We start from the raw sequence: 25,193 nt of genomic DNA, 5'->3' as shown, positions 1-25,193 counted from the left end.
TTTTCTCTGGTTTTGGAGCTAATTTATGTCCATTTATGTCGGGAACCTTTCTTATCAAGCCACCGAAGATGACGTTTTGACTGTCTTCTCCGAATACGGCACTGTTAAGCGGGTTCAACTCCCCACTGATCGGGAAACTGGTCGCATGCGGGGCTTTGGTTTTGTTGAAATGTCTTCCGAAACGGAAGAAGCGGCCGCCATTGAAGCTCTGGATGGAGCCGAATGGATGGGGCGGGATCTCAAAGTTAATAAAGCAAGACCGAGAACCCCTCGTTAAATTTTTGCTGAATTACCTAAGTTTAAAATTTCATTTGTTGTGAAAGGGAAGGTGTCTGAGTCATCTTTCCTTTTTTGCTAGGCAGGCTTACTGATAGACTGGGGGAGGTAAATCTGGCTCTTTCCCTATGTCGCTTATTCGTGCCCTGCACCAACAATTAATAGATCAAGAAATTTCCGCCGTTGCCGTGGCCCAGGCGAGTTTGGCGCGGATTGAAGCGGTGGACGACAGGTTAAAAAGCTTTTTGCAGGTGACGGCCACCCAGGCGATCGCCCAGGCGGAACAAGTAGACGCCAAAATTGCAGCGGGGGAACCCATTGGCCTGTTGGCAGGCATTCCCATTGGCATTAAAGACAATCTTTGCACCAAGGGCATTGTTACCACCTGCGCTTCCAAAATTTTGCAAGGTTTTGTGCCCCCCTACGAGTCCACAGTGACGGACAAGTTGCAAAAGGCTGGGGCGGTGATGGTGGGGAAGACCAATTTGGACGAATTTGCCATGGGCAGTTCCACGGAAAATTCCGGTTATCAGGTCACCGCTAATCCTTGGGATTTGACCAGGGTGCCGGGGGGGTCTTCCGGGGGATCGGCGGCAGCTGTAGCGGCGGATGAATGTTTGATTGCTTTAGGCTCCGACACAGGGGGCTCCATTCGCCAACCGGCTTCCCTCTGTGGGGTGGTGGGTATGAAACCGACCTATGGTTTAGTTTCCCGTTTTGGTTTGGTGGCCTATGCTTCTTCCTTGGATCAAATTGGCCCCTTTGCCCGTAGGGTGGAGGATGCAGCTATTTTGCTCCAGGCGATCGCCGGTCATGATAGTAGGGACTCCACCAGTTTGGATGTGCCCATTCCCGATTACACCCAAGCCCTTAAGCCCGATCTAAAGGGGGTGAAAGTGGGGGTGATTATGGATGCCTTTGGGGACGGTCTGGACGATGGCGTTAACCAAGCAGTGCAAACGGCGATCGCCAAACTCAAGGAATTGGGGGCCACCATTGAGGAAATCCATTGTCCCCGGTTCCGTTCCGGCATTGCGGCCTATTACGTCATTGCCCCTTCCGAAGCATCGGCTAATCTGGCCCGTTACGATGCAGTGCGCTACGGCCTGCGGACAGAGGCGGATAATTTGATGAAAATGTATACTCAGACCAGAGCTAAGGGTTTTGGAGCGGAAGTCAAACGGCGCATTATGCTTGGTACTTATGCCCTGTCCGCCGGTTACTATGACGCCTATTATCTCAAGGCCCAAAAGGTGAGAACCCTGATTAAACAAGACTTTGATCAAGCCTTTACCAAAGTGGACGTGTTAGTTTGCCCCACTGCTCCCACCACAGCCTTCAAAGCGGGGGAAAAAACCGATGACCCCCTCAGCATGTATCTCTCCGACTTGATGACTATCCCGGTGAACTTGGCGGGGTTACCGGCCATTAGCATCCCCTGTGGCTTTGACGACAATAATTTACCCATTGGCCTGCAATTGGTAGGCAGTGTACTAGGGGAAGAAATGCTGTTTCGGGTGGGCTACGCCTATGAGCAGGCCACAGCATGGCACGATCGCCAACCAGATCTGTAGTTGTATAGATTAAAAAGTAGATTTTTACCCGCTGCTGTTTCGGGCCATCAGCCTTGGCGGTGTCCTATGATCCTTCCTAGGGCAAATTCCCCTGCCGCAAAAATTTCTGGCTTCCCCTCGCCAACGCCGTCCAGAATATTAGCTATCGTTGATCAGTAATTCGTCAGTCATACATTTTGCCAGCAATATTTTGAATTTGAAGGTGCAACCAAAACGGCAACGGCGATCGCCAAAGACCATAATCTCTATGGTTGGGGCCTTTCTGCTCTTTGGGTCATTTTCCACTCCATCTCTCTTTGCCCAAGGCGAAAATGTTCCCCTCACTGAGCTTTGCCCCGAACCAATCGCCAAGAGAATGACTCCCCATGTAGTCAAGGCTGGGGAAACCATTGATAGCATCGCCCAACAATATCAACTGGTGACGGAAACTCTAATCAGTGTTAACAGTCAGTTAGCCAGCGGCTCTGTCACCCCAGGGCAAACCATTTTAATTCCTCCCTTTAACGGCCGTTTTGTCTCCGTGCCAGCGGGGGCCACCTGGCGCGATCTGGCGGCGGCCTATGGTTTACGGGCGGACATTTTATTTGAAATCAACGGTTGCACAGAAAAGCCCGGTCGGGCCTTTATTCCCGGCATCAGTTGGGGCAATCGGCCCAGCACTGCTGTGGATAATTACACTGGTTTAGCTCAGTGGCCTATTCAACCCCCTCCTCAAATTGGACTAGACTACGGCTGGCAAAATCAAGAAGCTGGAGAAAATGCCTTTTTTCACAGTGGTGTAGATTTGTTGGCCCCCCTAGATACTCCCGTTCTAGCCGCCGCCCCTGGGGAAGTAATTTTAGTTAGTCAGGAAGGGGCTTATGGTTTTCTAGTGGTAATTGACCATGGCAACGGCCGCCAAACTCGCTATGCCCATCTCAGTCGGTTTGCAGTGAGCCCTGGGGAAAAAGTCTCTGCTGGCACTGTCATTGGTTACTTAGGCCGCACTGGCCGGCCAGATATTGCCCCATCCCATCTCCATTTCGAGGTAAGGATCCAATCCCCCGTTGGTTGGGCCGCCCAGGATCCTAAATTGCATTTGCCCCGTCAATAACCAATAAATAGTTAAACGTTTTTTCTTGCTCTGTCGCCCCAGGGATCGCCTCTGCCTTCGCCATATTTTTGGTAAACTAACAACGCTGTTGCCTTTAGCGGTTTTGCCATGGAACTGGAACATCCCGACGATCTGTATTACTTGGATTCCCACGAATATGTCCGCTTTGATGGGGAAACGGCCACCATTGGGCTGAGTGCCTTTGCTGTGGACGAATTGGGAGATATTGTCTTTGTGGAATTGCCGGAAGAGGGAGATAAGGTGGAATTTGAGCAGTCCATGGGCGCGGTGGAATCAGTTAAGGCGGCATCGGATTTATATTCCCCAGTCACCGGCACGGTAATTGAAAAAAATACGGCTTTGGAAAATCAGCCGGAGTTGCTCAATCAAGATCCCTACGGCGAAGAAGGTTGGTTGATTAAGGTGCGCTTGGACGATGTGGAGGATGCCAAAGAAGGATTGATGACTGCCGGCAACTACCGGGCCACCCTAGAGACGGGGGATTAGGCAGTTGGGGCGGAAGTTAGGGATCAACCCTTTTCCTACCCAATGGATACCTCGTAACATTTCATACTTTCGATATCAGGGCAGGAAATCATTATGCAAGCTGTTGATTACACCACCCTAGTGGCCATTTGTGCTGAATTGCAAGGTGACTGGCTACCAGCCCGCATCGAACAGGTTTACCAGCACGATCGCCATGGTTTATCCCTCGCTTTACGTACGTTAGAAAGACGGGGTTGGTTAATCCTAGCCTGGCATCCCCAGGGGGCAAGAATTTGTTTAGATGTTCCGCCGCCCCAGGAACCGGATACATTTACCTTTAGCGACCAACTGCGGCACCAGTTAAAGGGGCTAGCTTTAATTTCCCTTGAATCTCTGCAACCCTGGGAACGGGTCATTGACCTGGCGATCGCCAAACGGCCGGGAGACGAACCTCTATACCATTTATTCCTAGAAGTGATGGGCAAATATAGCAACCTGATTTTGACCGATGCCCAGCGGCAAATTATCACCGTCGCCCACCAAGTTAACGCCCAACAATCCCGGGTTAGAACAGTGCAAACGGGGCAACCATACCAACCGCCACCGCCCCTATTGGCTACGCCGCCCTCATTAAAAGAAAACTTTGCTGATTGGCAGGAAAGGGTACAACTAATTCCGGGTTTACTAGGTAAACAGTTGCTAAAAAGTTACCGGGGAGTCGGCCCCATGGTGGTACGAAGTTTATTAAATCAAGCGGGTCTTGATTCCCAAATTAATAACCAAGATTTAACCGAAAAGCAATGGCAAAGTCTTTTTATTGCTTGGCAAAATTGGCTACAAAGACTAGAAAAGCAAGATTTTTGTGGGCAACAGTTAGATAATGGCTACACAGTTTTAGGTACTGACACCCATGATCAAAATACTGTCAACCAACTGATTAGCACATATTATCAAGCTGAATTGGGGCGAGAAAATTTTCAACAATTACAGCACCAAATTCAACAAAAGTTAGCAAATTTGATCAGTAAATTGCAACAAAAAGCTGACACGTTTAAACAAAGGTTAAATGCGGCGGCCAATGCCCAACAATATCAACGGCAAGCTGATCTGTTGATGGCCTATCTCCACCAAGGACAACCAGGGTTAACTTCCATCACCCTACCGGACTTTGACGACCAATCCCCCGTTACCATTCCTCTGCAACCAGATAAAACTCTTATCCAAAACGCCCAAAGGCTTTATAAACAACAACAAAAATTAAACCGGGCCGAGGCGGCAATTCTACCTTTATTAGCGGCAGTTGAGCAGGAGTTAGCTTACCTGACCCAGGTGGAAACCAGCGTCCAGGTTTTGACAGAATTTGATAATGTCGCCGACTGGCAAACGTTAACGGAAATTCGGGATGAAATGGTGGAGCAGGGTTACTTAACCCTTAGCTATGGCCGTCCCCGCCGTAAAGAAGCGGAAACCTTTGAGCCCCATCAGAGCCTGACGCCTTCCGGTTTTCCCCTCTGGATTGGCCGCAACAATCGTCAAAATGATTACCTCACTTTTCGGGTCGCCACTGAGTATGACCTTTGGTTCCATGCCCAGGAAATCGCCGGTAGCCATGTGTTACTCCGATTACCCCCAGGGGCGATCGCCGACGAGCAGGATTTACAATCAGCAGCGGACTGGGCGGCCTATCATAGTCGGGGTCGGGGGGAAGAACAGGTGCCAGTGGTTTACACCAAACCTAAATATGTGTTTAAGCCCAAGGGCAGTAAACCGGGCATGGTGATTTATCAACAGGAAACAGTCATTTGGGGCAAACCAGGGGCGGTTAATCCAAAGTTCGACAGCTTTAAGTCTGAGCTGAGACCGTAGCTGATACCTTGCTTTTTCAAGGATAAAATCTAGGAAAGTCACTGTGGCGTACAATTGTAGGCATTTCTGTTGCATGATTTTTACGTTCAGAAGGAGAATATTAGATGTCTGTTAACTTCGATAGCATTATTAGCAATTCAAGTTCTGAAAAAGACTTTTTGAAAATTTTTGAAGATGTGTTCTCTGAACAAAATCAACCATTCCTTGAAGCACACAGAACGATTCTCTCAGCCTGCTATAGAAATCCGGGGCTTTCTCCAATTCTAAACGCCACCATACCGGGAACGCTAGCCAAGGCTTGGTTAAAGAAGTATAACAATAGCTATGAAAATCGAATTTCAAGAAGGCTCTCACAACTCCCAGGCACAGTTGCCGATCCCATCGTCAGTGTAATCATCAATGCCCGACTGACCGGACTAACAACGGAGCATCTTGAGCAAATCAAATACGCCCATAGGCTATCGATGTCCGCCGAAAATATTCAAGGACTGCTACTAGAGGAGTTTCTAGCTGGTCAACTTGCTGATTATGGTTGGTATTGTTGTTGGGGAGAAACTATTCGGCATGTAGATTTTTGCAATGTCGATGGTTCTCTCTTGCAGATCAAAAATCGCAGCAACTCAGAAAACAGTTCCTCGTCCAGAGTAAGAATTAATCAGCCTATTGAAAAGTGGTATCGAGTTGATGCTAGAACCGGTTCCTATCGGTGGTCCTATTTTAATGATAAATACCATACAGATCGTTTTTCAGAAGAAAGTTTTATTGCCTTTGTTCAGCAAGTGCTGAGTAGTAATCCTTGTTCTTTAGCGGTTGAAGTAGACAACCCTTGGAAGGACTTATCAGATTCATCAAACCAAGTTGAGAGACAGTTGTTTTGCTGAGGACTTGTTAAAACACTCCATATCACTCATCCAACTGACATCATCCGTTTTGTGATAGCGAGAATACGGAAAGTCTGGGTAAGTAATTGGCGGCTCACCTTTTAGATGAGATAGCAACATCCTAGCAATCGCTCTTCCTAGAGAGCAAGGTACGGCATTGCCAACTTGTCGATATTGATCGAGCAAAGTACCCACAATAATCCAATCGTCTGGAAATTCTTGAATTCGTTTATATTCTTCAATGCTAAGCGGTCTATCCTCTTCTGGATGCGCTAAATCAGTTGCAGGCATAGCTGGATGAGTTACTAGCGTTGGGGCGGGTTTATCCCAAGCTAACCTGCGGTAAAAACCAGTTTTTCCTCCCCCTGCATGATAAGAACCTCCTAATGCTTCTTGATGCAACTCTTCTGGTAAATTTCGCCAGTATTGTCCAGGTTTCAACAGTCTGTAATACTTAAGTCGTTTTTCAGGAAACTTGATAAAATGATGTCCATCCTGGGGAAGACCTTCTAAGGCTTCTCGTAAACTTTTCCATGTTGGCAGTCCATATAGCCCCTTTTCTGAATGGGTGGGGGTGAGATAGGGAAGTTTTTCTCCATCACGACTACAAGCAATGATAACCCTTTCTCTCCGTTGGGGAGACCCAAAATTGGCGGCATTGTACAGGTTAAAAGAAACACCATATCCTGCATTTTTTAGCCTTTGGGTAATGAAAAGTAATGCGCCTCCTCTTTGTTCATCTTGAGATAATGGTAGAAAATCTTTCCCTCGCATTTCATGGGGTCTATGTTTTAACGGAGCGGACAATAATCCTCGAACGTTTTCAATGACTGCAAATCTGGGTTTAAGTTCAATGATTAAATCGATGAACGTCAAAAAAACATTGCCTCGCTCATCATTGAATCCTTGACGCTTTCCCGCACTGCTAAAGGCTTGGCATGGTGGACCGCCAACTATTACATCAATCTCATCAGTTATACTCAGTCCTGCTTTCTCTCGAATTTCTGCGGCTGAGTAATCCCGAATATCCCCAATTAGCGCTATATCTGGTCGATTGATTTCAATGGTTTTCCGGGCGGCAGCATCGATTTCAGAGGCAAGTAAAACCTGGATACCTTCCTTTTCTAATCCCAAGTCCAAACCCATACAACCAGAGAAAAAGCTCAAAGCTTTTAAGCCGGGTTTGCTAAATGCACGCCGACCATGGTCGTGAATCTTTAAGCTCGTATCTTCTTTTTTAAGACTATAGTTCTGAACAGACTCTGATGCTACAATCCATCGACTGCTGATCTTTTCACCGCTGATGTCACCATACCGGAGTAGCTGACGAACATATTGCTCCGAGCAATTTAAGATTTCGGAGGTTTCTTTTACGGAGATGTATTGGGTATTAGTAGCCATGCTTTCGTAGGCGAAACTAAATCTAGGTACCCACGATACTTCCAAAGCAACATAGTTGCAAGTATTGTGAAAAAGTATTCTTGCCTCAGCATTTTGTCCAAATAATCAATGATTGCCTAACCCAAACGGTTGCGGTAGTCTTCATAACCAAAGGTACGCCACAGTTCAAATTCTCCCGATCGCCGCAGACAACCAATGGCGGGATGATGAACCCCATTAAAAGTGGTGGTTTTAACCATGGTGTAGTGCATCATATCTTCAAAAATTAGGCGATCGCCCACCTGTAAAGGCTGATCAAAGGCGTAATCTCCCAGAAAATCCCCCGCTAAACAGCTAGAACCCCCCAAACGGTAAATCTGATCGCCATCTTTGGGTAACCTAGCTCCTCGCACCTCCGGCCGATAGGGCATTTCCAAGCAGTCGGGCATATGGGCAGTGAAGGAAACATCCAGCATGGCATGGATAAACTCCGGTGTTTCGATCACATCCTCCACCGTACTGAGTAAAAATCCCGTCCGCCAGGCGATCGCCGACCCCGGCTCCATAATCAAACGCAGATGGGGATGCCGTTGGTGAAATTCCCGAATTACTGCAATGGCATAGTCCACGTCGTAGCCCTGTCCGGTCATTAAATGCCCCCCTCCCAGGTTTAACCATTCAATTTGGGGCAAATACTGACCAAATAACTTTTCAATTTGCCCTAGGGTTTTTTCCAAAGCTAAATGATCACTTTCGCAAAGGTTGTGGGACAGAAAACCCGTAATGCCCACCGGCAAATTAGCCTCCAGCATTGCCGCTTGCACCCCCAGGCGGGAACCGGGCACACAGGGATTATAAAGATCGGTCTGCACGGGGGAATATTCTGGATTAATGCGTAACCCTGCCTTTACCGTCGTATTTTTCAACAATTCCCGATAACGGTGCCATTGTCCCAGGGAATTGAAGGTGATGTGGCTAGCCAAAGGGATAATAGCCGGCAAATCATCGGGGCGATAGGTGGGGGCATAAACATGCACTTCCTTGCCAAATTCCTCCGCCGCCAGCCGTGCCTCCCAGAGGGAACTGGCCGAAGCCCCCGCTAACCTCGACCGCAACCAAGGGAAACAGGGAAAAAGGGCAAAACCTTTCAGGGCTAACATTACCTCGATGGGGGCGGATTGCTGCAACCGCTCGGAAATCGCCAAATTTTGTTGTAATAATTCCTCTTCCAACACAAAACAGGGGGAAGGTAGGCTCGAGAACATGGGGTTTTCGGGAATACTCACCGCAGAAAGACTCACTTCAGTTACAAAAATAAAAAAGACTACTGCTAAAACAGTAGCCCAATCAAGTCTTGAGATTAACGGAGGTTGCCGGGGCAATTTACTACAGATGCCCTGGGCGAGAAAACCTAAAAAAGTTAGGGTAAATCGAGAAATTACAGAATGCCGAAGAAGTGAAGTACACCTTGCCCAGAGACGAGCTCGAGGATCAGGGCAGAGGAAAAACCGATCATGGCCAAGCGACCATTCCAGTTTTCGGCGAAGGCGGTGAATCCAAATTTAGTGTTTTCGTTGTTCATGGTTAAGAATGTAGTTACGAGCTGGGAGGGTTGTCTATGTAAATAAATGTAACAGAGTATTGCGCCCATGGCAAGTCTGTGATGAAAAAGCGATGGGAAGATAATGTTAGGCTCAGACAGAACAGAAGGGACTAACCCTGGGAGAGCAAGGTAATGTTGCCCCTAATTTTGGCGATCGCCCTCTTGTGGGCCTTGATCTGGTGGACTAGGCGCAGATCCGGTCGGAAAATTGTCCGGGGCAGGGGCCGCCGTAATTCATCTGGTTTCAGGCAAGCTATCCAAGCGTCCCGCCCAACATCGGTCAGGGTACCTGGTAAGTTACGGCGGGATCTAATTCGCATTGCCGGTAATGCCCAGGTGGCGGAAAGGTTGGTGAGCAACCTACGGGCCAAACATCCCGATCGCCCAGAGCACTGGTATTGGGAAAAGGCAATTTTTGACCTGGAGCGTGATCGCCATTATTAATTCAGGATTGTTGGTATGGTAAAAGTCCGGTGGGGGTACCATTGCCATGGACTATGACCGATTGACCATGGGGTGTTGCCGGTACAATGCCCAAAATACTCTAATGGGCGGAACTGCCTAAATTAAACTCATTAATCCGAAAAATTGCAGTTAAGTTAGCTTCACCGCCCTATTTTCCTACTATTTCTCGACTATGGCCGTTGGCACCTTCAAACAAAGTAGATTTCAATTCCGTTGGCCCCGTTTGTCCGTCATGGACCGGTACCTGTTTGTGGAACTGTTCTTGCCGTTCATTTTTGGCATGGGCATGTTCACCTCCCTAGCCCTTTCCATTGGCACCCTGTTTGACCTGGTGCGACGGGTGACAGAATCAGGCTTGCCCATGGACATTGCGGTGAAGATTCTCTTCTTAAAGATGCCGGAATTTGTGGTGCTGGCCTTTCCCATGTCCATGCTTTTGGCTAGTTTAATGGCCTATAGTCGTCTTTCCAGCGACAGTGAACTGATTGCCCTCCGTAGCATTGGGGTGAGCATTTACCGTCTGGTGGTGCCGGCCCTCCTGTTTGGCATGGTGGTGACGGGCATTGCCTTTGTTTTCAATGACCGTATTACCCCAGCCGCCAGTTATGAAGCATTAGCTACCCTAGACCGAGCTGTACACCAAGATCGTCCCCCCCGGCAAGAGCAAAATATTATTTATCCGGAATACGGCATGGTGCGACAACCGGACGGCAACGAGAAAAATATTTTGAAGCGCTTATTTTACGCCGAAGAGTTCAATGGCAGTGAAATGAAGGGGCTGACCATTCTTGACCGTACCCAGAGCGGGGTTAACCAAGTGCTCACAGCGGAAAGGGCCAGTTGGAATATTTCTGAAAATACTTGGGATTTCTACGATGGCACGGTGTATCTCATTGCCCCCGACGGTTCTTACCGCAATATTGTCCGCTTTCGTCATCAACAATTGGCGTTGCCCCGGGCTCCCTTGGATTTAGCTAGTCAGGAACGGAAGGATGGTGAAATGACCATTGCCCAATCCCGCCGCTACCTGGAAGTACTGCGGTTAAGTGGAGACGACAAAAAGGTCCGCAAACTAGAAGTCCGCATCCAAAAGAAATATGCTCTGCCCTTTGTCTGTTTTGTGTTTGGCCTCATCGGGGCGGCGATCGGAGTACGACCGCAGAACACCAACAAAGCTACCAGCTTTGGCATCTGTGTGGGCTTAATTTTCTTCTATTATCTACTTTCTTTTTTGAGCGAGTCCATGGGCATCTGGGGCGCACTGGATCCTTTCACTGCTGCTTGGTTTCCCAATTTATTGGGACTGATTGCGGGCATTGTTCTGTTGGTGCAATCTTCCCGTCTGCGTTGATGTGCCCCAGTTACTAGCCCTGTTGATGTTGACCCTATCTGTCATTTTGGCCGCAGGTCTGGAGTTGGCGCAGGAGTACGTCTATTTCTGCTTCTAGATATAGGTATTGTACCTGCTGGGGAGTTTCGTAAACCTGTTTTTGGCGATCGCCAGCGGGTTTGGCAAGAACGGCAGATTTGGTCATGGAATTGTTTTTTATAAAGGGTTTTATCAAGCGAAGGCATTATACTGCTTTTCCGGTGAAAAAACACAAATTTTTGTGACAATGTTTCGACTAGACCCTATGCTCTGGCTCCAGGTCAAACCCTGGCACTAAGGCGATCACCAGCGGGAAGGGATAGGTAAAAACGGTAACTTTCCCCACTGTTCCGTTAAGCAAAAATACTCAATAATCTGTCCTGAGGTCGTTGCTATCCGGCACAGATCGGTGGAACAATCGACTCTTTGATGTTATCTGTATAGGTTAAGTTTCCGCTTGTTTACCAAAATCAGTGTGGTGTTGAGGTTATATGGCGAATAGTACCGAGTCTGCTCCGTTGCAGTCCTCCAGCACCGTCAAAGTTCGTTCCCATTACCGACCCCATACTGCCACTGAATCTGACCGGGGGCGCCCGCGACTCAAAAGGACCTTCCCCCCTCTAGGCAAAGGTTTAGTTTGGGGAAGTTTAGTGACCCTGACCGCCACCATAGCGGCGATCGCCGGAGTGGGCGTCGGCTTTTTTACTCCTGGGCCGAGGGGATTGGTTCAGCAGGTTATACCAGGGCAATCCACTGGAGTGGAAGCGAGTCAGGGCGATCTATTTCCCTACCACATTAGTCGTCCCGTCAACATTTTGGTCATGGGCATTGACCGAGTGGAACCGACGGAAACTGAACCCGATGTGGATGAGTTTGGTGGGCGTAGTGACACCATGTTATTGGTGCGGTTCGACCCCAGGGAAAATAGCTTGAAATTACTCTCCATTCCCCGAGATACCAGGGTTTTCATCCCCGATGTGGGCTATACGAAAATCAATGATGCCAATGCCTATGGCGGCCCCCAGTTAGCGGCGGGGGTAATCAACCGTAACCTTGGGGAAGTCCCCATTGATCGTTACGTCCGGGTCACCACCGATGCATTACAGGAATTGGTGGATTTAGTGGGGGGAGTGGAAGTATTTGTGCCCCGCCCCATGTTTTACGAAGATAAAACCCAGCAGTTATTAATCGATTTACCTGCCGGACTGCAAACCCTGAATGGGCAACAGGCAGAGCAATTTGTCCGTTTCCGCTACGACGCCAATGGGGATATTGGCCGGGTGCAGCGGCAAGAAACCCTGCTCAAAGCCCTACAAAATCGCCTTAGCCACCCCAGTATGATCACCCGTATTCCCAAGGCGATCACCATTGTGCAGAAAACTGTGGACACCAATTTAACCATGGAGGAAATTTTGGCCCTGGTTAATTTTGGGCGTCAGCTTGACCGCCAGGAAGTGCAAATGGTGATGTTACCAGGGCGGTTTAGCCAACCAACGGAATTTGATGGCCGTAGTTATTGGGTGATGTCCGATGCCGGCAAAAGGCAGGTGTTGAGAAACTACTTTAATGTGATCGAAGAAGTCCCCAGCTGGGCTGAGACGCCCGGGCGATCGCCGGAAAGTTTACGCATTGCTCTCCAAAATGCCACTGACGATCCCCAAGCCTTGGAACAGGTGAAGGAATATTTACGAGGCAAGGACTTCCGCAATTTTTATGAAACGTCTGAATCACCAGAATTATTAGCAGAGACGAAAATTTTGGTTCAAAGGGGGGACTTAGATGGTGCTCATTATCTACGGCAAACCCTAGGGGGGGCGTGGTGGAAGCTTCTTCCGTCGGTGACCTAGGATCGGATTTAACTATTCAAGTGGGCATGGATATTGACCAATGGCTCAAGGAAACGACCCCGATGGACGACTCGGCCCCCCAATTTTGAAGCTCCAGATCTTCTGCCCACCTGATCGCCATTGCCGTCAGCAACGGGGATTTTGGGGCATACTATTTGCCCAATTTGCCCATTTACTTTTATTTGAAGACAAATATGGATGAATTGAAACTACCCACGGCCCAATAGAGTAACAAGGGGAGCCAGCCAGCGGGCCAGCCGATTTTGTAGACGATCCCACGGGGAAGGGGCAGGAAATTGCCTTTGCTCACCTGCGTATTGATCGAGGATTTGCTTAGCCAACGGTGTGAGGCGAAAACTGTCTGTAATGCCCTGGCCGTCCACTTCCCGTCGCAATAGCCCCACCTGAATGAGCCACATCAACTCCCGCTCCACCCGATTTTCTGTCAATGCTTGCCCGCAAAAATCTTGCTTAACTCCCTCGGCTCCGGCGATCGTGGGGAGAGGTACACTGGCCCGGGCCATGGCCCGAAATAGGTCTAGATAAAAGGGACAACACTGAAAAGCCCTTTGGGCCCGATTGTAGGTGCGAGGAGTGTAACCAGCTAATGCCTTAGGTGAGGCCAAAGAGGTGTTCATGGCAAAATTCTAGTTAAAAACCTATCAACTTATGATGTAATGGGAACCCGTCGATGGGTAATCTCGAAAAAAAATAACAGTCAAAGAATCTGGACATAGACTGACCAACAATAGGCCGGCCATAACCTTGCAGTTTCAACTTATTCCGCTTTATTTACCCATTGTGCCCAAATCTGACCATTGTTGCCAATTAAACCGCTGGATTGTCCGGCGATCGCCAAGCAAAGATTTAAGCATTTTTTCGCATTCTTCCTAATCTCCCTGCCGAAGAGCTGGGTTAACGTTAGGGCAAGTCGGATGTCCTGGTGTGACCGGGTCATCTTTTTGCTATCTATTCCCCAGGAGTTTTTTTAATGTTAAAAATCGGCATCAACGGTTTTGGCCGCATAGGCCGTCTTGTGGCCCGCATCGCCATGGCCAACCCCCGAGTAACCCTAGTGGGCATCAACGACCTCGTACCAGCGTCCAACTTAGCCTATTTGTTTAAATACGATTCCACCCATGGTTCCTACGGTGGCACCGTAGTGGCCAAAGAAGATGGCATTGTCATTGACGACCAATTTATCCCTTGTTTTTCCCAGCGGGATCCCGCCCAATTACCCTGGGGAGAGTTAGGGGCGGATTACGTCGTAGAATCTACGGGATTATTTACCACCTATGTCACCGCTGAAAATCATCTCAAAGCCGGCGCTAAACGGGTGGTCATTTCCGCTCCCAGTAAGGATCCTGAAAAAATTCCCACCTTTGTGGTGGGAGTGAACCATCTCGACTACAACGCCAACACTGACAAAATTGTTTCCAATGCCAGTTGCACCACCAATTGCCTGGCCCCGATCGCCAAAGTATTAGACGACAATTTCGGCATTGTGGAGGGATTGATGACCACAGTCCACGCCATGACCGCGACCCAACCCACCGTCGATGGCCCGAGCAAAAAAGACTTCCGAGGAGGTAGAGGAGCCGCCCAAAATATTATTCCCTCATCCACCGGAGCGGCTAAGGCCGCGGCTTTAGTACTACCCCAGTTAAAAGGGAAATTAACCGGCATGGCCTTCCGGGTACCAACCCCCAATGTATCGGTGGTGGATCTAACCTTTAAAACGGCAAAAGCCACCAGCTACAAGGAAATTTGTGCCGCCATGAAAACCGCCGCTGAGGGGGAACTCAAGGGCATTTTGGGTTACACAGAGGATGATGTGGTGTCCATGGATTTTCGCACCGATCCCCGTTCCAGTATTTTCGACGCCGGGGCCGGCATTGGCTTGAACAGCAACTTTTTTAAAGTGGTTTCTTGGTACGACAACGAATGGGGCTATTCCTGTCGAGTAATTGACTTAATGTTGACCATGGCGGGCAAGGATGGCCTGGTTTAGGTTTGGTATTTGTTCAATTATCAACTCCACGAAAATTCGAGCAGTCATTGTTCAACCGCCTCTGATTTCTCCCAGATTTACCGGGATTAATTGCCACCCCGGTAACTTTTTTTGTTTCGTTAACCCCCTTTGGCAAAACTACCCATCACCAAGGCAGATAGCAAAATACCAGGGACAAGGAGGACAACTAACATCAACAGTTGATCGGCGGTCATGGTAAAAATCCCACTAATTCAAAAAATTCACAATGCCTGAGCTACTAGCTCAAGTTAGGGACAAACCCTATGGGCATGGTAACGGAGATCTTTAATTTTTCATCATTTTCGGAAAAATGGTTTGCTCGCAATGGGCTAAAGTTTAACTAGGTCGCCAGGAAAGTGCTCCTAAATCCTGAAGAAGAGGAAGCTATATTGGACGAAAAAGCACTTCAGTTAGAGCGTGTTTTAAAAGTCCTTCGATTCCCAAAGCTTGGGAGAAGCCAGAGAAAAGTCCCCCAGCACTGTGATCGCTTGAGTGGGTCGATTTAGGAAGCAAACTGTAACTTTGCAAACATACTCTTAAAAAGAGGAACTAGGCGAATGATAATCATCAACTTTTTATCTAAGAGAGAATATGACAACTACCCTTAAACTACAGCCAGCGATCGCCATTGATTCAGATAAATTTTTCCAAATCTGCCAACAAAATCCTGAATTGATCATTGAAGAAAATGCCCAAGGAGAATTACTAATTATGTCTCCCACTGGTGGCGAAACTGGTCGCAAGAATGCAGAACTGATAGCTGATTTTATTATCTGGAACCGAAAACATAAATTGGGTTTTGTCTTTGACTCTTCCACTTGTTTTCAGCTTCCCCAAGGAGGACGACGATCGCCCGATATAGCTTGGGTCAAAAAAGAACGTTGGCTAGATTTATCTACCGAAGAAAGAGCAAAATTTCCACCCATTTGCCCAGATTTTGTATTGGAACTGCTTTCTCCTAGCGACAGCCTAACTGCAACTCAAACGAAAATGGAAGAGTATTTAGCTTCTGGATTACGCCTAGGGTGGTTAATTGATCCCCAGAGTCAACAGGTAGAAGTTTATTGCAGTAATCAACCCAAAGAAATTTTGGTCAAACCCAATCAATTATTAGGGGAGAACGTTTTACTGAACTTTATTTTAGAAATTGACTGGTTATGGGAATAATTTCTCCATCATCCGGAGCAAAAAATTGCTAGGGATAAAACCTAGAAGTAATCGACTTAAATCTCATTAATTCATTTTCACTTATCAAGTTAGGGCTATGTTAAATCGACTATAAACAGAGGGGATAATTTTTTTTCTATGGAAGACAAGAAGAGAAAAGGTCAATCAATTAAATTAATTATATAATCATAAAAATCAGGCTCGGAAGCAAACTGACAACGATAACTGAGGGCTTTCTCTAACTGCCTTTTATAATCTTTTTCTTCCACTTCGTAGGCTCCAAATCTTTCCAAGTGGGGATTTTGTAGCTGGGCATCGAATAACTTATAGCCCCGTTGTTGTAGATGTTGCACCAGTTTAACCATGGCAACTTTGGAGGCTTCAGGGACAGTGTAAAACATTGATTCCCCAATGAAAGTCCCCCCGATAGCAATGCCCAAAATCCCCCCCGCTAGGCGATCGCCATGCCAAGTTTCAAAGCTGTGGGCCCAACCGGCAACATGAAAATCATGGTACACTTCGATTAAATCTTGGGAAATCCAAGTTTCAGGGCGGGCGGCACATCCTTCACAAACGGCGGTGAAAGCTTGATTAATTTTGACTTGGAAACGATTTTGATTAAGCACCCGTTGCAAAGATTTGGGATAACGAAATTGATCATCCAGAGGAATTAGGGCATGGTGATCGCTAGAATACCAGCCCAATCCGTAGCGGTCATCGCCCATTAAAAATAGACCTTGGGCATATTGAGCAATGGCATAGTCAACATTAATTTTCACCCGTTATTTCCTCGCAATTCCCTGGCAATTTTCTAGTTAAATAACTACTTTTGGGGGGTTGTTAATCTTCCCCAGCATGGTAGGAACTCCGCACCAACGGCCCCGATCGCACATGGCTAAAGCCCAATTCCTTGGCAATTTGACCCAACTGTTCAAACTCCCCTGGGGTCCAATATTTTTGCACGGGTAGGTGCTCCAAAGACGGTTGCATATATTGTCCTAACGTCAGGCGATCACAACCCACAGAACGCAAATCCTTGAGAGTTTCCACCACTTCATCCACCGTTTCCCCGTGCCCCAACATCAACCCAGATTTGGTAAAAATAGTGGAATCAAATTCCTTCACCCAGCGCAACACATTCAGAGAACGTTGATATTTTGCCCCCCGTCGCACTTTACCCTGCAATCTAGCCACCGTTTCTAAGTTGTGGTTATAGCAAATGGGTTTGGCTTGGGTCACTGTGAGTACCCGCTCCTTTTGGCTGATTTCCCTACCAATGCCTCCCCAAAAATCCGGCGTTAAAACTTCTATGTGGGTAGCGGAATTTTCCTGACGGATGCGCTCCATCACCTGCACAAACCAACCGGCGCCGCCATCGGCCAAATCATCCCTAGCGACGGAAGTTAACACCACATATTTAAGCCTCAACAATTGCACTGCTTCCGCTACTTTTCTTGGTTCATCTTGATCTAAAGTCATGGGAGCCTGGCCCTTTTCCACCTGGCAAAAACCGCAGGCCCTGGTACAAATTTGACCCATTAATAAAAAGGTAGCTGTTCGGTTGGCGTAACATTCCCCCCGATTAGGACAGCGACCCTCTTCGCAAATGGTGTGAATTTGGCGCTGTTTAATAATTTGCTGAACTGTAGACAATTCACTAACTCTACCGATGGGGCGCTTTAGCCAATTGGGTAAGCGGGCGGGGGACTCACGGGGCAGGGAAGGGACATTCATGGTCGTAGTTGGGGAACAAGGCAAAAATGGGTCAATCCGATCAAATTGGAATAGATGCCATGGCGATCGCCGTAGGTTGTATCAGTCAACACACTAAAACAGTAGCAATTGTTCCCAGAATAATTAACTAGTTTTGGCTATCTCCTGACGGGACAATCTTTGCACCGTTTCCCCTTTAAGCATGCGATCCGTTTCCCGTAGAACTTCCAACACCCTCTGCCGGTGGGGACTGGAAGCTAAACATTGCCAGAGTTTCTGGTCATCAAAGTTGCTGGCCGGTTGTCCGGGGAACCAATGGCCACCATTGCCCAACAGGTTGTAACGCATTTTGCTATATTCCACTAGGTCAAAACCTTGGCAGAGATTATAAAGCCAGAGAATTTTGGGGATGTTAATTTCCCCAGGGGTATGCTCCGAGCTGGGTAGGCCAATGCGCCAACTGTTGACCCAATCTTCCCCCAAAGCTTCCACCATAGCTCCATGGAGTCTGGCCAAAATTGGTTGCAGAACTTTTTCGGTCTCCCGCTCTGATACAAGATAGGGCAACGTTTTTAAATGCTCATCAAAATCCGTCGGTCGGGACGCGCCAATGCTGAGGGTGTGTACTTGGGGATGGGATAAACAAAAAAGATTATTAAACACCATCGGGCTAACGGGCTGGCATAAATGTACCAATTTTTGGGGCGGGTCATAAAGCTGTCCCCCCTTATCGGACGGGCTAATGATAAAAACCCCCATATCCTGTTCCGTTGCGGCGGCGATCGCCGGCCAATTGTCTTGAAAAATGTAGTACCAGTGGAGGTTAACGTAATCAAATTCCCCAGAATTAATTGCTTCAGTAATGATCGCGGTGGGGCCATGGGTGGAAAAACCCACAAACCTTATCCGGCCTTCCCGTTGCAACTGCCGGCACACATCTAAACAACCACCAGGGCGTAAACTTTGTTCGAGGGTTTCCCGGTTATTAATGCCGTGGATGCCTAATAAATCAACGTAATCTAGGTTCAAGTAGCCCAAAGATTTATCAAACTCTCGGCGAAATTCCATGGGGTCATCCTTAGGACTAACCTTTGTCTGCACAATTAACTTTTCCCTAGGTAACCGGGGCAATATTTTCCCCAACTGCATTTCCGAAGTGCCATAGCCCCTAGCCGTTTCAACGTGGTTAATGCCCAACTCTAGGGATCTCTCAATGGTAGTTTGCAAATTATGCTGGTTATCCTTTGGAACCTTAACAAAGGGCGCATCCTGCCATTGGAACTGATAGCGCATGCCCCCACAGGAAAAAACTGGCATGGACAGTTCAGTGCGGCCAAAACGTCGATAAAGCATAAGGTTGGGAAATTTTTCGGAACTTCGGTCAGGAAATGTCATTGGTTAATTATTTTTTAGGGTAACCCAGATTGTTAAGTAAGCTTTCTAGGCTCCAGAAAATTAAGTTTGCAAAAACTAAAGTATTTTAAAATACTTGGTTGTCATTACGGCAAATTCCAAATTAGCTTAATACAGGAAAGGCAGGCGTAACACTCATTTTGTCAGGGTTTTGCTGTGCCACTCAGATACAGCAACCGCTGTAATTTTTTTTGACGACAAACTAGTATCCATCCGGTAACTTCCAATGTCCCGACTGAAACATTTTGATCTAAAATCAAACAAGTTGTGAAAACTTTGGAACTTTTCAACTACTTAAAACGCTGGCCCCGCACCTATGCTCAGAACAGTTAAAGATGCCTGTGAAATTTTTTCCTCAACCCTAAATTATCAAGTGGCAGGTGGAGTGGAAAGCCTTGCCCAGGTACTTAACAGTGAGAATGGGGGACAAGAATTTTTGGGGAAGAGTTATCTGACACGAGGCATGGAGGAGCTACTCTGTGAGGGGTTGTTACGACTATCTGGGCAAACGGATCAAGCCTTGTTTGAGTTGGCCCAGGCCATGGGGGGCGGCAAAACTCACTTAATGACGGCCCTTGGATTTTTGGCAAAAAACCCATTTCTCCGGTCCCAACTTTTGCCTGCGGAGGTGTTTAATCGGTTAGAAAATAACCCTGCCCGTGTGGCGGTGTTTGATGGGCGTGAAAGTCCTGACCATTATCTTTGGGGGGCGATCGCCGAACAATTAGGAGCGGCAGAACAATTTAAGCCATTTTGGCAGAATGGGCCGAAAGCCCCAGGGAAGGAACACTGGAAGGCCATGATTGGCGACGAGCCGACACTTATTTTGTTTGATGAGTTACCCCCCTATTTTCTAGAAGCGAAGACTGTGACCGTTGGCCAGGGCACCCTGGCAGACGTCTTAACGCGGGCGCTATCAAATTTGTTTTCTGCGGCCCTAGAATTACCCCGCTGTTGTGTAGTACTAGCAAATCTTGCCGATAGTTACCAAGAACAAACTAAAGAAGTGCGTCGTATTGTGGCCGACGTGCAGCGGGAAGCGTCCCGACAAGCCAAGGTGATTACCCCTGTTTCCTTAGAAAGCAGTGAGATTTATTCTATTCTCCGCAAAAGACTCTTTCAGACCGTGCCATCGGAGCAAGAGATTGACGAAATTGCAGAAGCCTACGCCGAGCAGATCAAATTAGCGGAAGATAGCGGTTACCTGACAGCCCGGAGTTTAGAACAGGTCGCCGATGAAATCAGGGAAACCTATCCGTTTCACCCGTCTTTCAAGCATTTAGTAGCGCTGTTTAAAGACAATCCAAATTTTCGGGAAACGAGAGGATTACTACAATTCACAGCCCGGGTGGTGCGTTCGGTCTGGCAACGGGAGCACAATGATGTCTATTTGATTGGGACACAGCACTTAAATTTGAATGATCGCCAAGTAATGGAAGAAGTGGCCAGCATCAATCTCTCTTTACGTCCGGCGATCGCCAAGGATGTGGCGGATAATGCGGGCAATGCCCATGCGGAGGAAGTGGATGCAACTTTAAATAGTGATGCGGGCAGTCAAGTGGCGGCAATGGTGCTTTCTGCCTCTCTCTCTTTAGCGGTCAAAGGCCATGTGGGGCTACGGCGAGAAGAAATTATTGAATACTTAGTGGCCCCCAACCGTAAGCCCGATGAATTTTCCCAAGCCTTTGATTTACTACGCAAACGAGCCTGGTACCTCCATGCCAATGGTGAACTATTTTACTTTTCTGACACGGAAAATTTGACCAAGCGGATTCAGCGAGAGGCCCAAGGGGTTCCCAAAGGCAAAATTGATAGTGCTCTACGGAATCGATTGACGGGAATGTTGCAACCCCAATCCCGCAAGGCTTATCAATCTGTCCAAGTGATGCCGGAAATTAATGAGATTAATCTCAATACCCATCGGGTGTTAGTGGTAGTTGCACCAGACAATAGTGTTCCCCCGGAAGAAATTCAGCGATTTTATCGATCTGTGACCGAGAAAAATCATTTATTAGTACTTTCAGGCAACGACACCTACATGGCGACCCGAGTGGATGAGTCCCTACGGGAGCTTTACGCCATTACTAATATTTTAAAGGGCTTGAGACCAGGGGACAATTTGCATACCCAAGCTATAGACGCTCAAGAAGAAGCAGAGCGAGCCTTTCTACAAACATTACAGGGAACCTATAACCGTCTTTTCTTTCCCAGTGAGGATGGCTTAAGAACCGTGACGATCGCCAATGGGTTGAAGTTTGGAGAAAGTCTAGAAACCACTGTCGAAGCCCAGATCGAGGATTTATTGGCAGGGATGAATTGTGATAATAAATTGGCAAGGGATGCGGAACAAGACCCCACGCCGTACTTTGCCATGGCAGAGGAGGATTTATGGCCCGAGGGTAATCGTCGTACTCCTTGGCGAGATGTGTTGTTGCGGGCGAAAAGTAATGCGGCCTGGCCCTGGCTACCGGGATTAAGGGGAATAGAAAATTTGAAAGTGCAGGCACTTAACCAAGGCCGTTGGCGAGAAGGTACAGACGGCTATCTGGAAAAAGGCCCCTTCCCCAAGGAAAAAACCTCTATCAATATCATCGATCAAGGCAAAGACCTCCAAACGGGAGAGATTGTTTTATCCCTCACCCCCCAGAATGCAGGGCAACATCCGAGGATACATTACGCACCCACCATCGCTGTATCCGAAGCTGACCCCTTAGTGACGGACTTAGATACTTTTCGCACTAATGCCCCCACCCTTTATTTTTTAGCAGTGGATAGCATAGGAGAACATGCCAGCGGAGAACCGACCCGTTGGGTGGCTAAACTCAAGATTCGCTATCAAGTTGATGATCACCCAGATTCCCGTTTAGTGACCTTGGCAGTCTTTCCCCCTGCGGAAATGCGGTATGTGGTGGATGGTACCAATCCCCGCGAGGGACAAGTTTATACAGAACCCTTTGCCATTACCGACGACAAAATTACCCTACAGGTCTATGCCCAGGCAGGGGAAGCCACTTGCTTAGAAACCTTTACTATCCCGGCAAGGGGCGATAAACGAGTTGTCATTGATGAAAACAAGCCCGCCAGATTAGTTCAAGAAAAAACTAACATTGACTCTACCTACAAAGTCTTTAAGGTCATTGAGCGGTTTAAGGAACGGCAAGGAATTACTTTTCACGGGGTCATTTTAGAAGTGGGGGAAGGAGAAAGAGCGGTTCAGGTACGATTTCACGATCGCCATGTGACTCCTAATATGTTGGAAAAAGTAATTAATTCCCTGCGGGAAAACTTAGAAGAACCCGATGCCCTGATCACCGTCAAAATTCGAGACGGGGCCGACTTTGACAAAGGCTTTGATTTAAAACAATTTGCCGAAATCACCGGGATTAATCTCACCCCCGATAAGGTGGAACAGTAACCCCTTGGCTGTTAACAACCACGTTGAGAATCCCATGCCCCGGTCGTCTAAATCCCATTCCACTTCCCAAGCCCCCTCCCATCCCACCCTCGGCTTTGGCGTACCGACAACCCTTGACCCCCATCATTTTGTGGTGAAAATCCCTCGGGGTAACTATCAACCTGTCCACATCATTGAAAATTTGGGAATGTCGTCTGAAGAGGACACCATGAAACCCCTAGAGCGAGCTATTTTAGACCGGCCTTTGTGGACAGAGATTTCTGGGCCTGTCAAACGGCACTTCAATCAACGCCTAAAAAGCCATAACCTCAAAGCCGGACAATGGAAGGTGGGGGATAACTTGATCGATCGCCTGTTGGGGAAAGAACTCTGTGTACTGGCTTGGGCGGTGGAGGGACTAGCGTCGGAAAAGGTCGGGAACGCGGTAGGCAATTGGTTAGCATTACGCCCGGAAGAACGCTGGTGGTTGTTTGGGATGACAGCGACGACGGTGGGTTTAGCGAAGGATCAGGGTAAGGGGTGGCGCATGGCGTTGCGTTATGCGTTGGGAGATACGCCCCAATCAGGACGGCTACCGATACGACGGGCAAAGAAGCCGGTGGAAACCAATATTTTTGAAACCTTGCCGTTGTTTCAATCTTGATGCTCCATTGGCTAAGCTATAGGAGTGTTGATAGTTCTGGGGGCTTTTCCAATGACTAGGGTTGCAGAGGCAAAATCACTTTACGATCAAGATATTCTACTCTGGGTCGAAGATACGGTCGCTGGTCGCTAAACTCAAGGCCCAGGATTTTGCAAAAGAGAGAACTATTAAGTCGACTGACAACTCTGCTAGAACATTTGCTCAAACGGCTTTATGTCAATTTGCCCGATGATTACAAAGGTGGGAACGAACGATTCGCGAACAACGTAAGCAAATTCGCATTTTATTGAAAATTGAAAGATGCCCCCAGTCTGAAAATGATTTGGTCAAAGACGTTTATTCAAGCCTGGGAATTGGCGATCGCCGATGTGAGGGATGAGTATTTAACGGTATCTTTTCCTGACCAGTGGACTTTCTCGACGGAGTTAGAACCCTTACTGAGTGAACATTTTTGGCAAATTCATCAAGACTCTTAAATTTATTTCCCCCGTATCAGAACCTTCCACTTTCCAAGTATTCTTTTTATTATTCCTCAAACATCAAACTATAAAAGTATTAAAACACTTTCCGTTTGGCTACTTGCGAACTGAATAATAGTGTCTAAATTGTCTCTTAAAATTTGAGTAATTGCTGATGTTGGGCAGTTACCAACTCGAAGATAAATAAATTTAGGCGGATGACCATAAAGCAAACTGCGTTGATGAAAATCCGAATCTTTTGAAACTATCACAAAGCCATTAACCTTTGCATATTCCCAAATAATTAAATCATCAGTATTGATTAGCCCCAAGGTCTTAATATGTTCAGAATCTGGGAATAAATCGATGATTTTCTGAATAATCCGGTCAGATAAATTTTCGTCTAAAAGCAGTTTCACAGAGGTGCCAAAAATAACTTTTTCTCCCGATCAGCGGCAAACGCAAGACAAGCCTTGATATCTTCCTGAGTCAGTTCAGAAAAATCTTCCAGTATTTCTGCCTCAGTCATACCACCTGCTAAATACTCTAAGATGTCATACACAGTGATTCTCATTCCCCGAATACAGGGCTTACCGCTACGTTTTCCAGGCTCAATCGTGATGATATTTTGATAATTCATAGTCTCTCTACAGTGAATTGATCTTTGCAATTTTAACACGGATTAATTTTTGTTAATGTAACCCAAAAACTCTGTCATAGTCTGAGGAAATTCTCCTTGCCTCACTAATTTTTCAAACACAGCATAGCAATCTTTTTTATCTCCTTGTTTGCGGGGAAAACCTAGCCAAAGAATAATGATCGTTTTTTGTTCAGGAAAAACCCGAAAAAATAAGCGGTATCGAGCTGGTAAACCTAACTTTTTGAGTCGACAAAATGGTCGTAAGGAACCCTGTAGCGCAAAGTAACTGGCTAAAGGGTCTTGGGGAATTGTGACTTTGATGCCCTGGTCAATGGCTTTTAGAAGTTTGGCTTTGGGGTGGCGAATAAAGACATCCAGATCGAGTTTTTCTTTGAGACGTTTAACTTCTTGCACTAATTCACCCCATTGTTGAGCAAAGAGGGGATGAAAGTAAATTTGCCACTGGTTGCGAATAATGGCACTCATTCCACCGTCACGCCTGCTAATAATTGATCTATCTCTGCGCTCATCGCTTCGGTATAGGGCACCAAGGTCTCTGGTTGGTTAATCGCTGTTTTCATCAGGAAATCGAGAAAAAGCCCCATAACAAGACTTTCTTCGTCATCCTCGTCTTCGTTTTCCAGGGGAGAGGGTTCTAAGCGGATTAACAGGGTATTGTGATCCAAAACCTCTACTTCGCCGCAGGCATTAATTAATTCGGGATGCTCTCTGGAAAAAGCACGGGGTAAACGAAAGCCGTCTTGGTTGCCAATTTTGGCTGGGCTGATGGGATAAATTTTGTTACTCACGTCTGGCTTCTCTCAATTTAACGTTATTATATTTTGTTATAACACGCTGTTTTGCGGTTTTTA

27 protein-coding genes are annotated in these 25,193 nt (G+C 47.3%); 14 read left to right on the top strand and 13 right to left on the bottom strand.

Annotation, left to right across the window (positions count from 1 at the left end; translation table 11 throughout):
• Positions 1–25: 25 nt before the first annotated feature.
• The 6 genes from IQE94_RS07400 (at position 26) to IQE94_RS07375 (ending at position 6,176) form a co-directional block, all read left to right on the top strand.
• Positions 26–277, top strand: a complete 252-nt coding sequence (locus IQE94_RS07400; protein ID WP_028947815.1) for an RNA-binding protein — start codon at positions 26–28, stop codon at positions 275–277.
• 127 nt (positions 278–404) lie between these two features.
• Complete coding sequence (gene gatA / locus IQE94_RS07395; RefSeq protein WP_223343019.1) at positions 405–1,850, top strand: Asp-tRNA(Asn)/Glu-tRNA(Gln) amidotransferase subunit GatA; 1,446 nt, start codon at positions 405–407, stop codon at positions 1,848–1,850.
• A 202-nt stretch (positions 1,851–2,052) separates the two neighbouring features.
• Positions 2,053–2,943, top strand: a complete 891-nt coding sequence (locus IQE94_RS07390; protein ID WP_223343018.1) for a M23 family metallopeptidase — start codon at positions 2,053–2,055, stop codon at positions 2,941–2,943.
• A 108-nt stretch (positions 2,944–3,051) separates the two neighbouring features.
• Positions 3,052–3,450, top strand: a complete 399-nt coding sequence (gcvH, locus tag IQE94_RS07385; protein ID WP_212717155.1) for a glycine cleavage system protein GcvH — start codon at positions 3,052–3,054, stop codon at positions 3,448–3,450.
• 93 nt (positions 3,451–3,543) lie between these two features.
• Positions 3,544–5,295, top strand: coding sequence for an NFACT family protein (locus IQE94_RS07380; protein ID WP_223343017.1), 1,752 nt, complete (start codon positions 3,544–3,546; stop codon positions 5,293–5,295).
• 104 nt (positions 5,296–5,399) lie between these two features.
• The gene (locus IQE94_RS07375; protein ID WP_223343016.1) at positions 5,400–6,176 is read left to right on the top strand and encodes a SinI family restriction endonuclease; all 777 of its coding nucleotides are present in this window, start codon (positions 5,400–5,402) and stop codon (positions 6,174–6,176) included.
• Here IQE94_RS07375 and IQE94_RS07370 read toward each other — a convergent pair.
• The 3 genes from IQE94_RS07370 to IQE94_RS07360 form a co-directional block, all read right to left on the bottom strand.
• A complete protein-coding gene (locus IQE94_RS07370) occupies positions 6,144–7,577 on the bottom strand; it encodes a DNA cytosine methyltransferase (protein WP_223343015.1) in 1,434 nt (477 codons plus the stop codon). The two genes, IQE94_RS07375 and IQE94_RS07370, sit on opposite strands and share 33 nt — an antisense overlap.
• Before the next feature lie 116 nt (positions 7,578–7,693).
• Positions 7,694–8,857, bottom strand: a complete 1,164-nt coding sequence (gene nspC / locus IQE94_RS07365) for a carboxynorspermidine decarboxylase (protein WP_212717149.1) — start codon at positions 8,855–8,857, stop codon at positions 7,694–7,696.
• A 137-nt stretch (positions 8,858–8,994) separates the two neighbouring features.
• A complete protein-coding gene (locus tag IQE94_RS07360; protein WP_190598823.1) occupies positions 8,995–9,138 on the bottom strand; it encodes a chlorophyll A-B binding protein in 144 nt (47 codons plus the stop codon).
• Positions 9,139–9,291: 153 nt separating this feature from the next.
• Here IQE94_RS07360 and IQE94_RS07355 point away from each other — a divergent pair, with 153 nt between their 5' ends.
• Together IQE94_RS07355 and IQE94_RS07350 are read left to right on the top strand one after the other, a co-directional pair.
• On the top strand, positions 9,292–9,603 hold the full coding sequence (locus tag IQE94_RS07355) for a hypothetical protein (RefSeq protein WP_212717147.1): 312 nt from the start codon (positions 9,292–9,294) through the stop codon (positions 9,601–9,603).
• 193 nt (positions 9,604–9,796) lie between these two features.
• Positions 9,797–10,975, top strand: coding sequence for an LptF/LptG family permease (locus IQE94_RS07350; RefSeq protein ID WP_194013332.1), 1,179 nt, complete (start codon positions 9,797–9,799; stop codon positions 10,973–10,975).
• Positions 10,976–11,009: 34 nt separating this feature from the next.
• Here IQE94_RS07350 and IQE94_RS07345 read toward each other — a convergent pair whose 3' ends face one another.
• Positions 11,010–11,159, bottom strand: coding sequence for a hypothetical protein (locus tag IQE94_RS07345; RefSeq protein WP_212717145.1), 150 nt, complete (start codon positions 11,157–11,159; stop codon positions 11,010–11,012).
• A 325-nt stretch (positions 11,160–11,484) separates the two neighbouring features.
• On the opposite strand from IQE94_RS07345, the gene IQE94_RS07340 reads away from it, so the two are divergent.
• On the top strand, positions 11,485–12,840 hold the full coding sequence (locus tag IQE94_RS07340; RefSeq protein WP_223343013.1) for an LCP family protein: 1,356 nt from the start codon (positions 11,485–11,487) through the stop codon (positions 12,838–12,840).
• Between the two features lie 209 nt (positions 12,841–13,049).
• Here IQE94_RS07340 and IQE94_RS07335 read toward each other — a convergent pair whose 3' ends face one another.
• Both IQE94_RS07335 and IQE94_RS07330 read right to left on the bottom strand, forming a co-directional pair.
• Positions 13,050–13,478 (bottom strand): Npun_F0494 family protein, encoded by a 429-nt coding sequence (locus tag IQE94_RS07335; RefSeq protein WP_212717141.1) that lies wholly within the window; start codon positions 13,476–13,478, stop codon positions 13,050–13,052.
• Between the two features lie 140 nt (positions 13,479–13,618).
• Positions 13,619–13,798: a hypothetical protein gene (locus tag IQE94_RS07330; protein WP_212717139.1), complete on the bottom strand. Its 180-nt coding sequence runs from the start codon at positions 13,796–13,798 to the stop codon at positions 13,619–13,621.
• A gap of 33 nt (positions 13,799–13,831) precedes the next feature.
• Between IQE94_RS07330 and gap the strand changes: the two genes are divergently transcribed.
• Together gap and IQE94_RS07320 are read left to right on the top strand one after the other, a co-directional pair.
• Entirely contained in the window at positions 13,832–14,851 is a 1,020-nt protein-coding gene (gap, locus tag IQE94_RS07325; protein WP_223343011.1) for a type I glyceraldehyde-3-phosphate dehydrogenase, read from the top strand.
• A gap of 612 nt (positions 14,852–15,463) precedes the next feature.
• A complete protein-coding gene (locus IQE94_RS07320; RefSeq protein WP_223343009.1) occupies positions 15,464–16,039 on the top strand; it encodes a Uma2 family endonuclease in 576 nt (191 codons plus the stop codon).
• A 161-nt stretch (positions 16,040–16,200) separates the two neighbouring features.
• Here IQE94_RS07320 and aat read toward each other — a convergent pair whose 3' ends face one another.
• The 3 genes from aat to IQE94_RS07305 all read right to left on the bottom strand — a co-directional run bounded on the left by aat (position 16,201) and on the right by IQE94_RS07305 (position 19,105).
• Entirely contained in the window at positions 16,201–16,818 is a 618-nt protein-coding gene (gene aat, locus IQE94_RS07315) for a leucyl/phenylalanyl-tRNA--protein transferase (protein WP_223343007.1), read from the bottom strand.
• Between the two features lie 61 nt (positions 16,819–16,879).
• Entirely contained in the window at positions 16,880–17,773 is an 894-nt protein-coding gene (gene lipA / locus IQE94_RS07310; RefSeq protein WP_223343006.1) for a lipoyl synthase, read from the bottom strand.
• Between the two features lie 123 nt (positions 17,774–17,896).
• Positions 17,897–19,105, bottom strand: a complete 1,209-nt coding sequence (locus tag IQE94_RS07305; RefSeq protein ID WP_223343005.1) for an aldo/keto reductase — start codon at positions 19,103–19,105, stop codon at positions 17,897–17,899.
• A gap of 376 nt (positions 19,106–19,481) precedes the next feature.
• Here IQE94_RS07305 and IQE94_RS07300 point away from each other — a divergent pair, with 376 nt between their 5' ends.
• The 3 genes from IQE94_RS07300 to IQE94_RS07290 all read left to right on the top strand — a co-directional run bounded on the left by IQE94_RS07300 (position 19,482) and on the right by IQE94_RS07290 (position 23,699).
• Positions 19,482–22,580, top strand: a complete 3,099-nt coding sequence (locus IQE94_RS07300; RefSeq protein ID WP_212717131.1) for an anti-phage-associated DUF499 domain-containing protein — start codon at positions 19,482–19,484, stop codon at positions 22,578–22,580.
• 34 nt (positions 22,581–22,614) lie between these two features.
• Positions 22,615–23,223, top strand: a complete 609-nt coding sequence (locus IQE94_RS07295) for an anti-phage-associated DUF3780 domain-containing protein (RefSeq protein WP_223343004.1) — start codon at positions 22,615–22,617, stop codon at positions 23,221–23,223.
• A 317-nt stretch (positions 23,224–23,540) separates the two neighbouring features.
• Positions 23,541–23,699 carry a hypothetical protein gene (locus tag IQE94_RS07290; protein ID WP_223343003.1) on the top strand — a complete coding sequence of 53 codons (159 nt, stop codon included), beginning with the start codon at positions 23,541–23,543 and terminating at the stop codon, positions 23,697–23,699.
• Between the two features lie 68 nt (positions 23,700–23,767).
• Here the strand turns inward: IQE94_RS07290 and IQE94_RS07285 are convergent, their stop codons facing one another.
• Genes IQE94_RS07285 through IQE94_RS07270 form a run of 4 tightly spaced genes read right to left on the bottom strand, consistent with a single transcriptional unit; the run spans position 23,768 to position 25,130 of the window.
• The gene (locus IQE94_RS07285) at positions 23,768–24,100 is read right to left on the bottom strand and encodes a DUF5615 family PIN-like protein (RefSeq protein WP_212717129.1); all 333 of its coding nucleotides are present in this window, start codon (positions 24,098–24,100) and stop codon (positions 23,768–23,770) included.
• Positions 24,097–24,321, bottom strand: coding sequence for a DUF433 domain-containing protein (locus tag IQE94_RS07280; RefSeq protein ID WP_212717128.1), 225 nt, complete (start codon positions 24,319–24,321; stop codon positions 24,097–24,099). Before IQE94_RS07280 ends, IQE94_RS07285 begins: the two co-directional genes overlap by 4 nt.
• A gap of 42 nt (positions 24,322–24,363) precedes the next feature.
• Positions 24,364–24,807 carry a type II toxin-antitoxin system YhaV family toxin gene (locus IQE94_RS07275; protein WP_212717126.1) on the bottom strand — a complete coding sequence of 148 codons (444 nt, stop codon included), beginning with the start codon at positions 24,805–24,807 and terminating at the stop codon, positions 24,364–24,366.
• Complete coding sequence (locus IQE94_RS07270; RefSeq protein WP_212717124.1) at positions 24,804–25,130, bottom strand: hypothetical protein; 327 nt, start codon at positions 25,128–25,130, stop codon at positions 24,804–24,806. The genes IQE94_RS07275 and IQE94_RS07270 overlap by 4 nt, the downstream gene beginning before the upstream one ends.
• Positions 25,131–25,193: the final 63 nt, after the last annotated feature.

This window comes from Synechocystis sp. PCC 7339 (genome assembly GCF_019924095.1).
Taxonomy (GTDB): Bacteria; Cyanobacteriota; Cyanobacteriia; order Cyanobacteriales; family Microcystaceae; genus Synechocystis.
The sequence above is the reverse complement of the archived record's forward strand: the minus strand, read 5'-3'. Positions and strand labels throughout refer to the sequence as shown.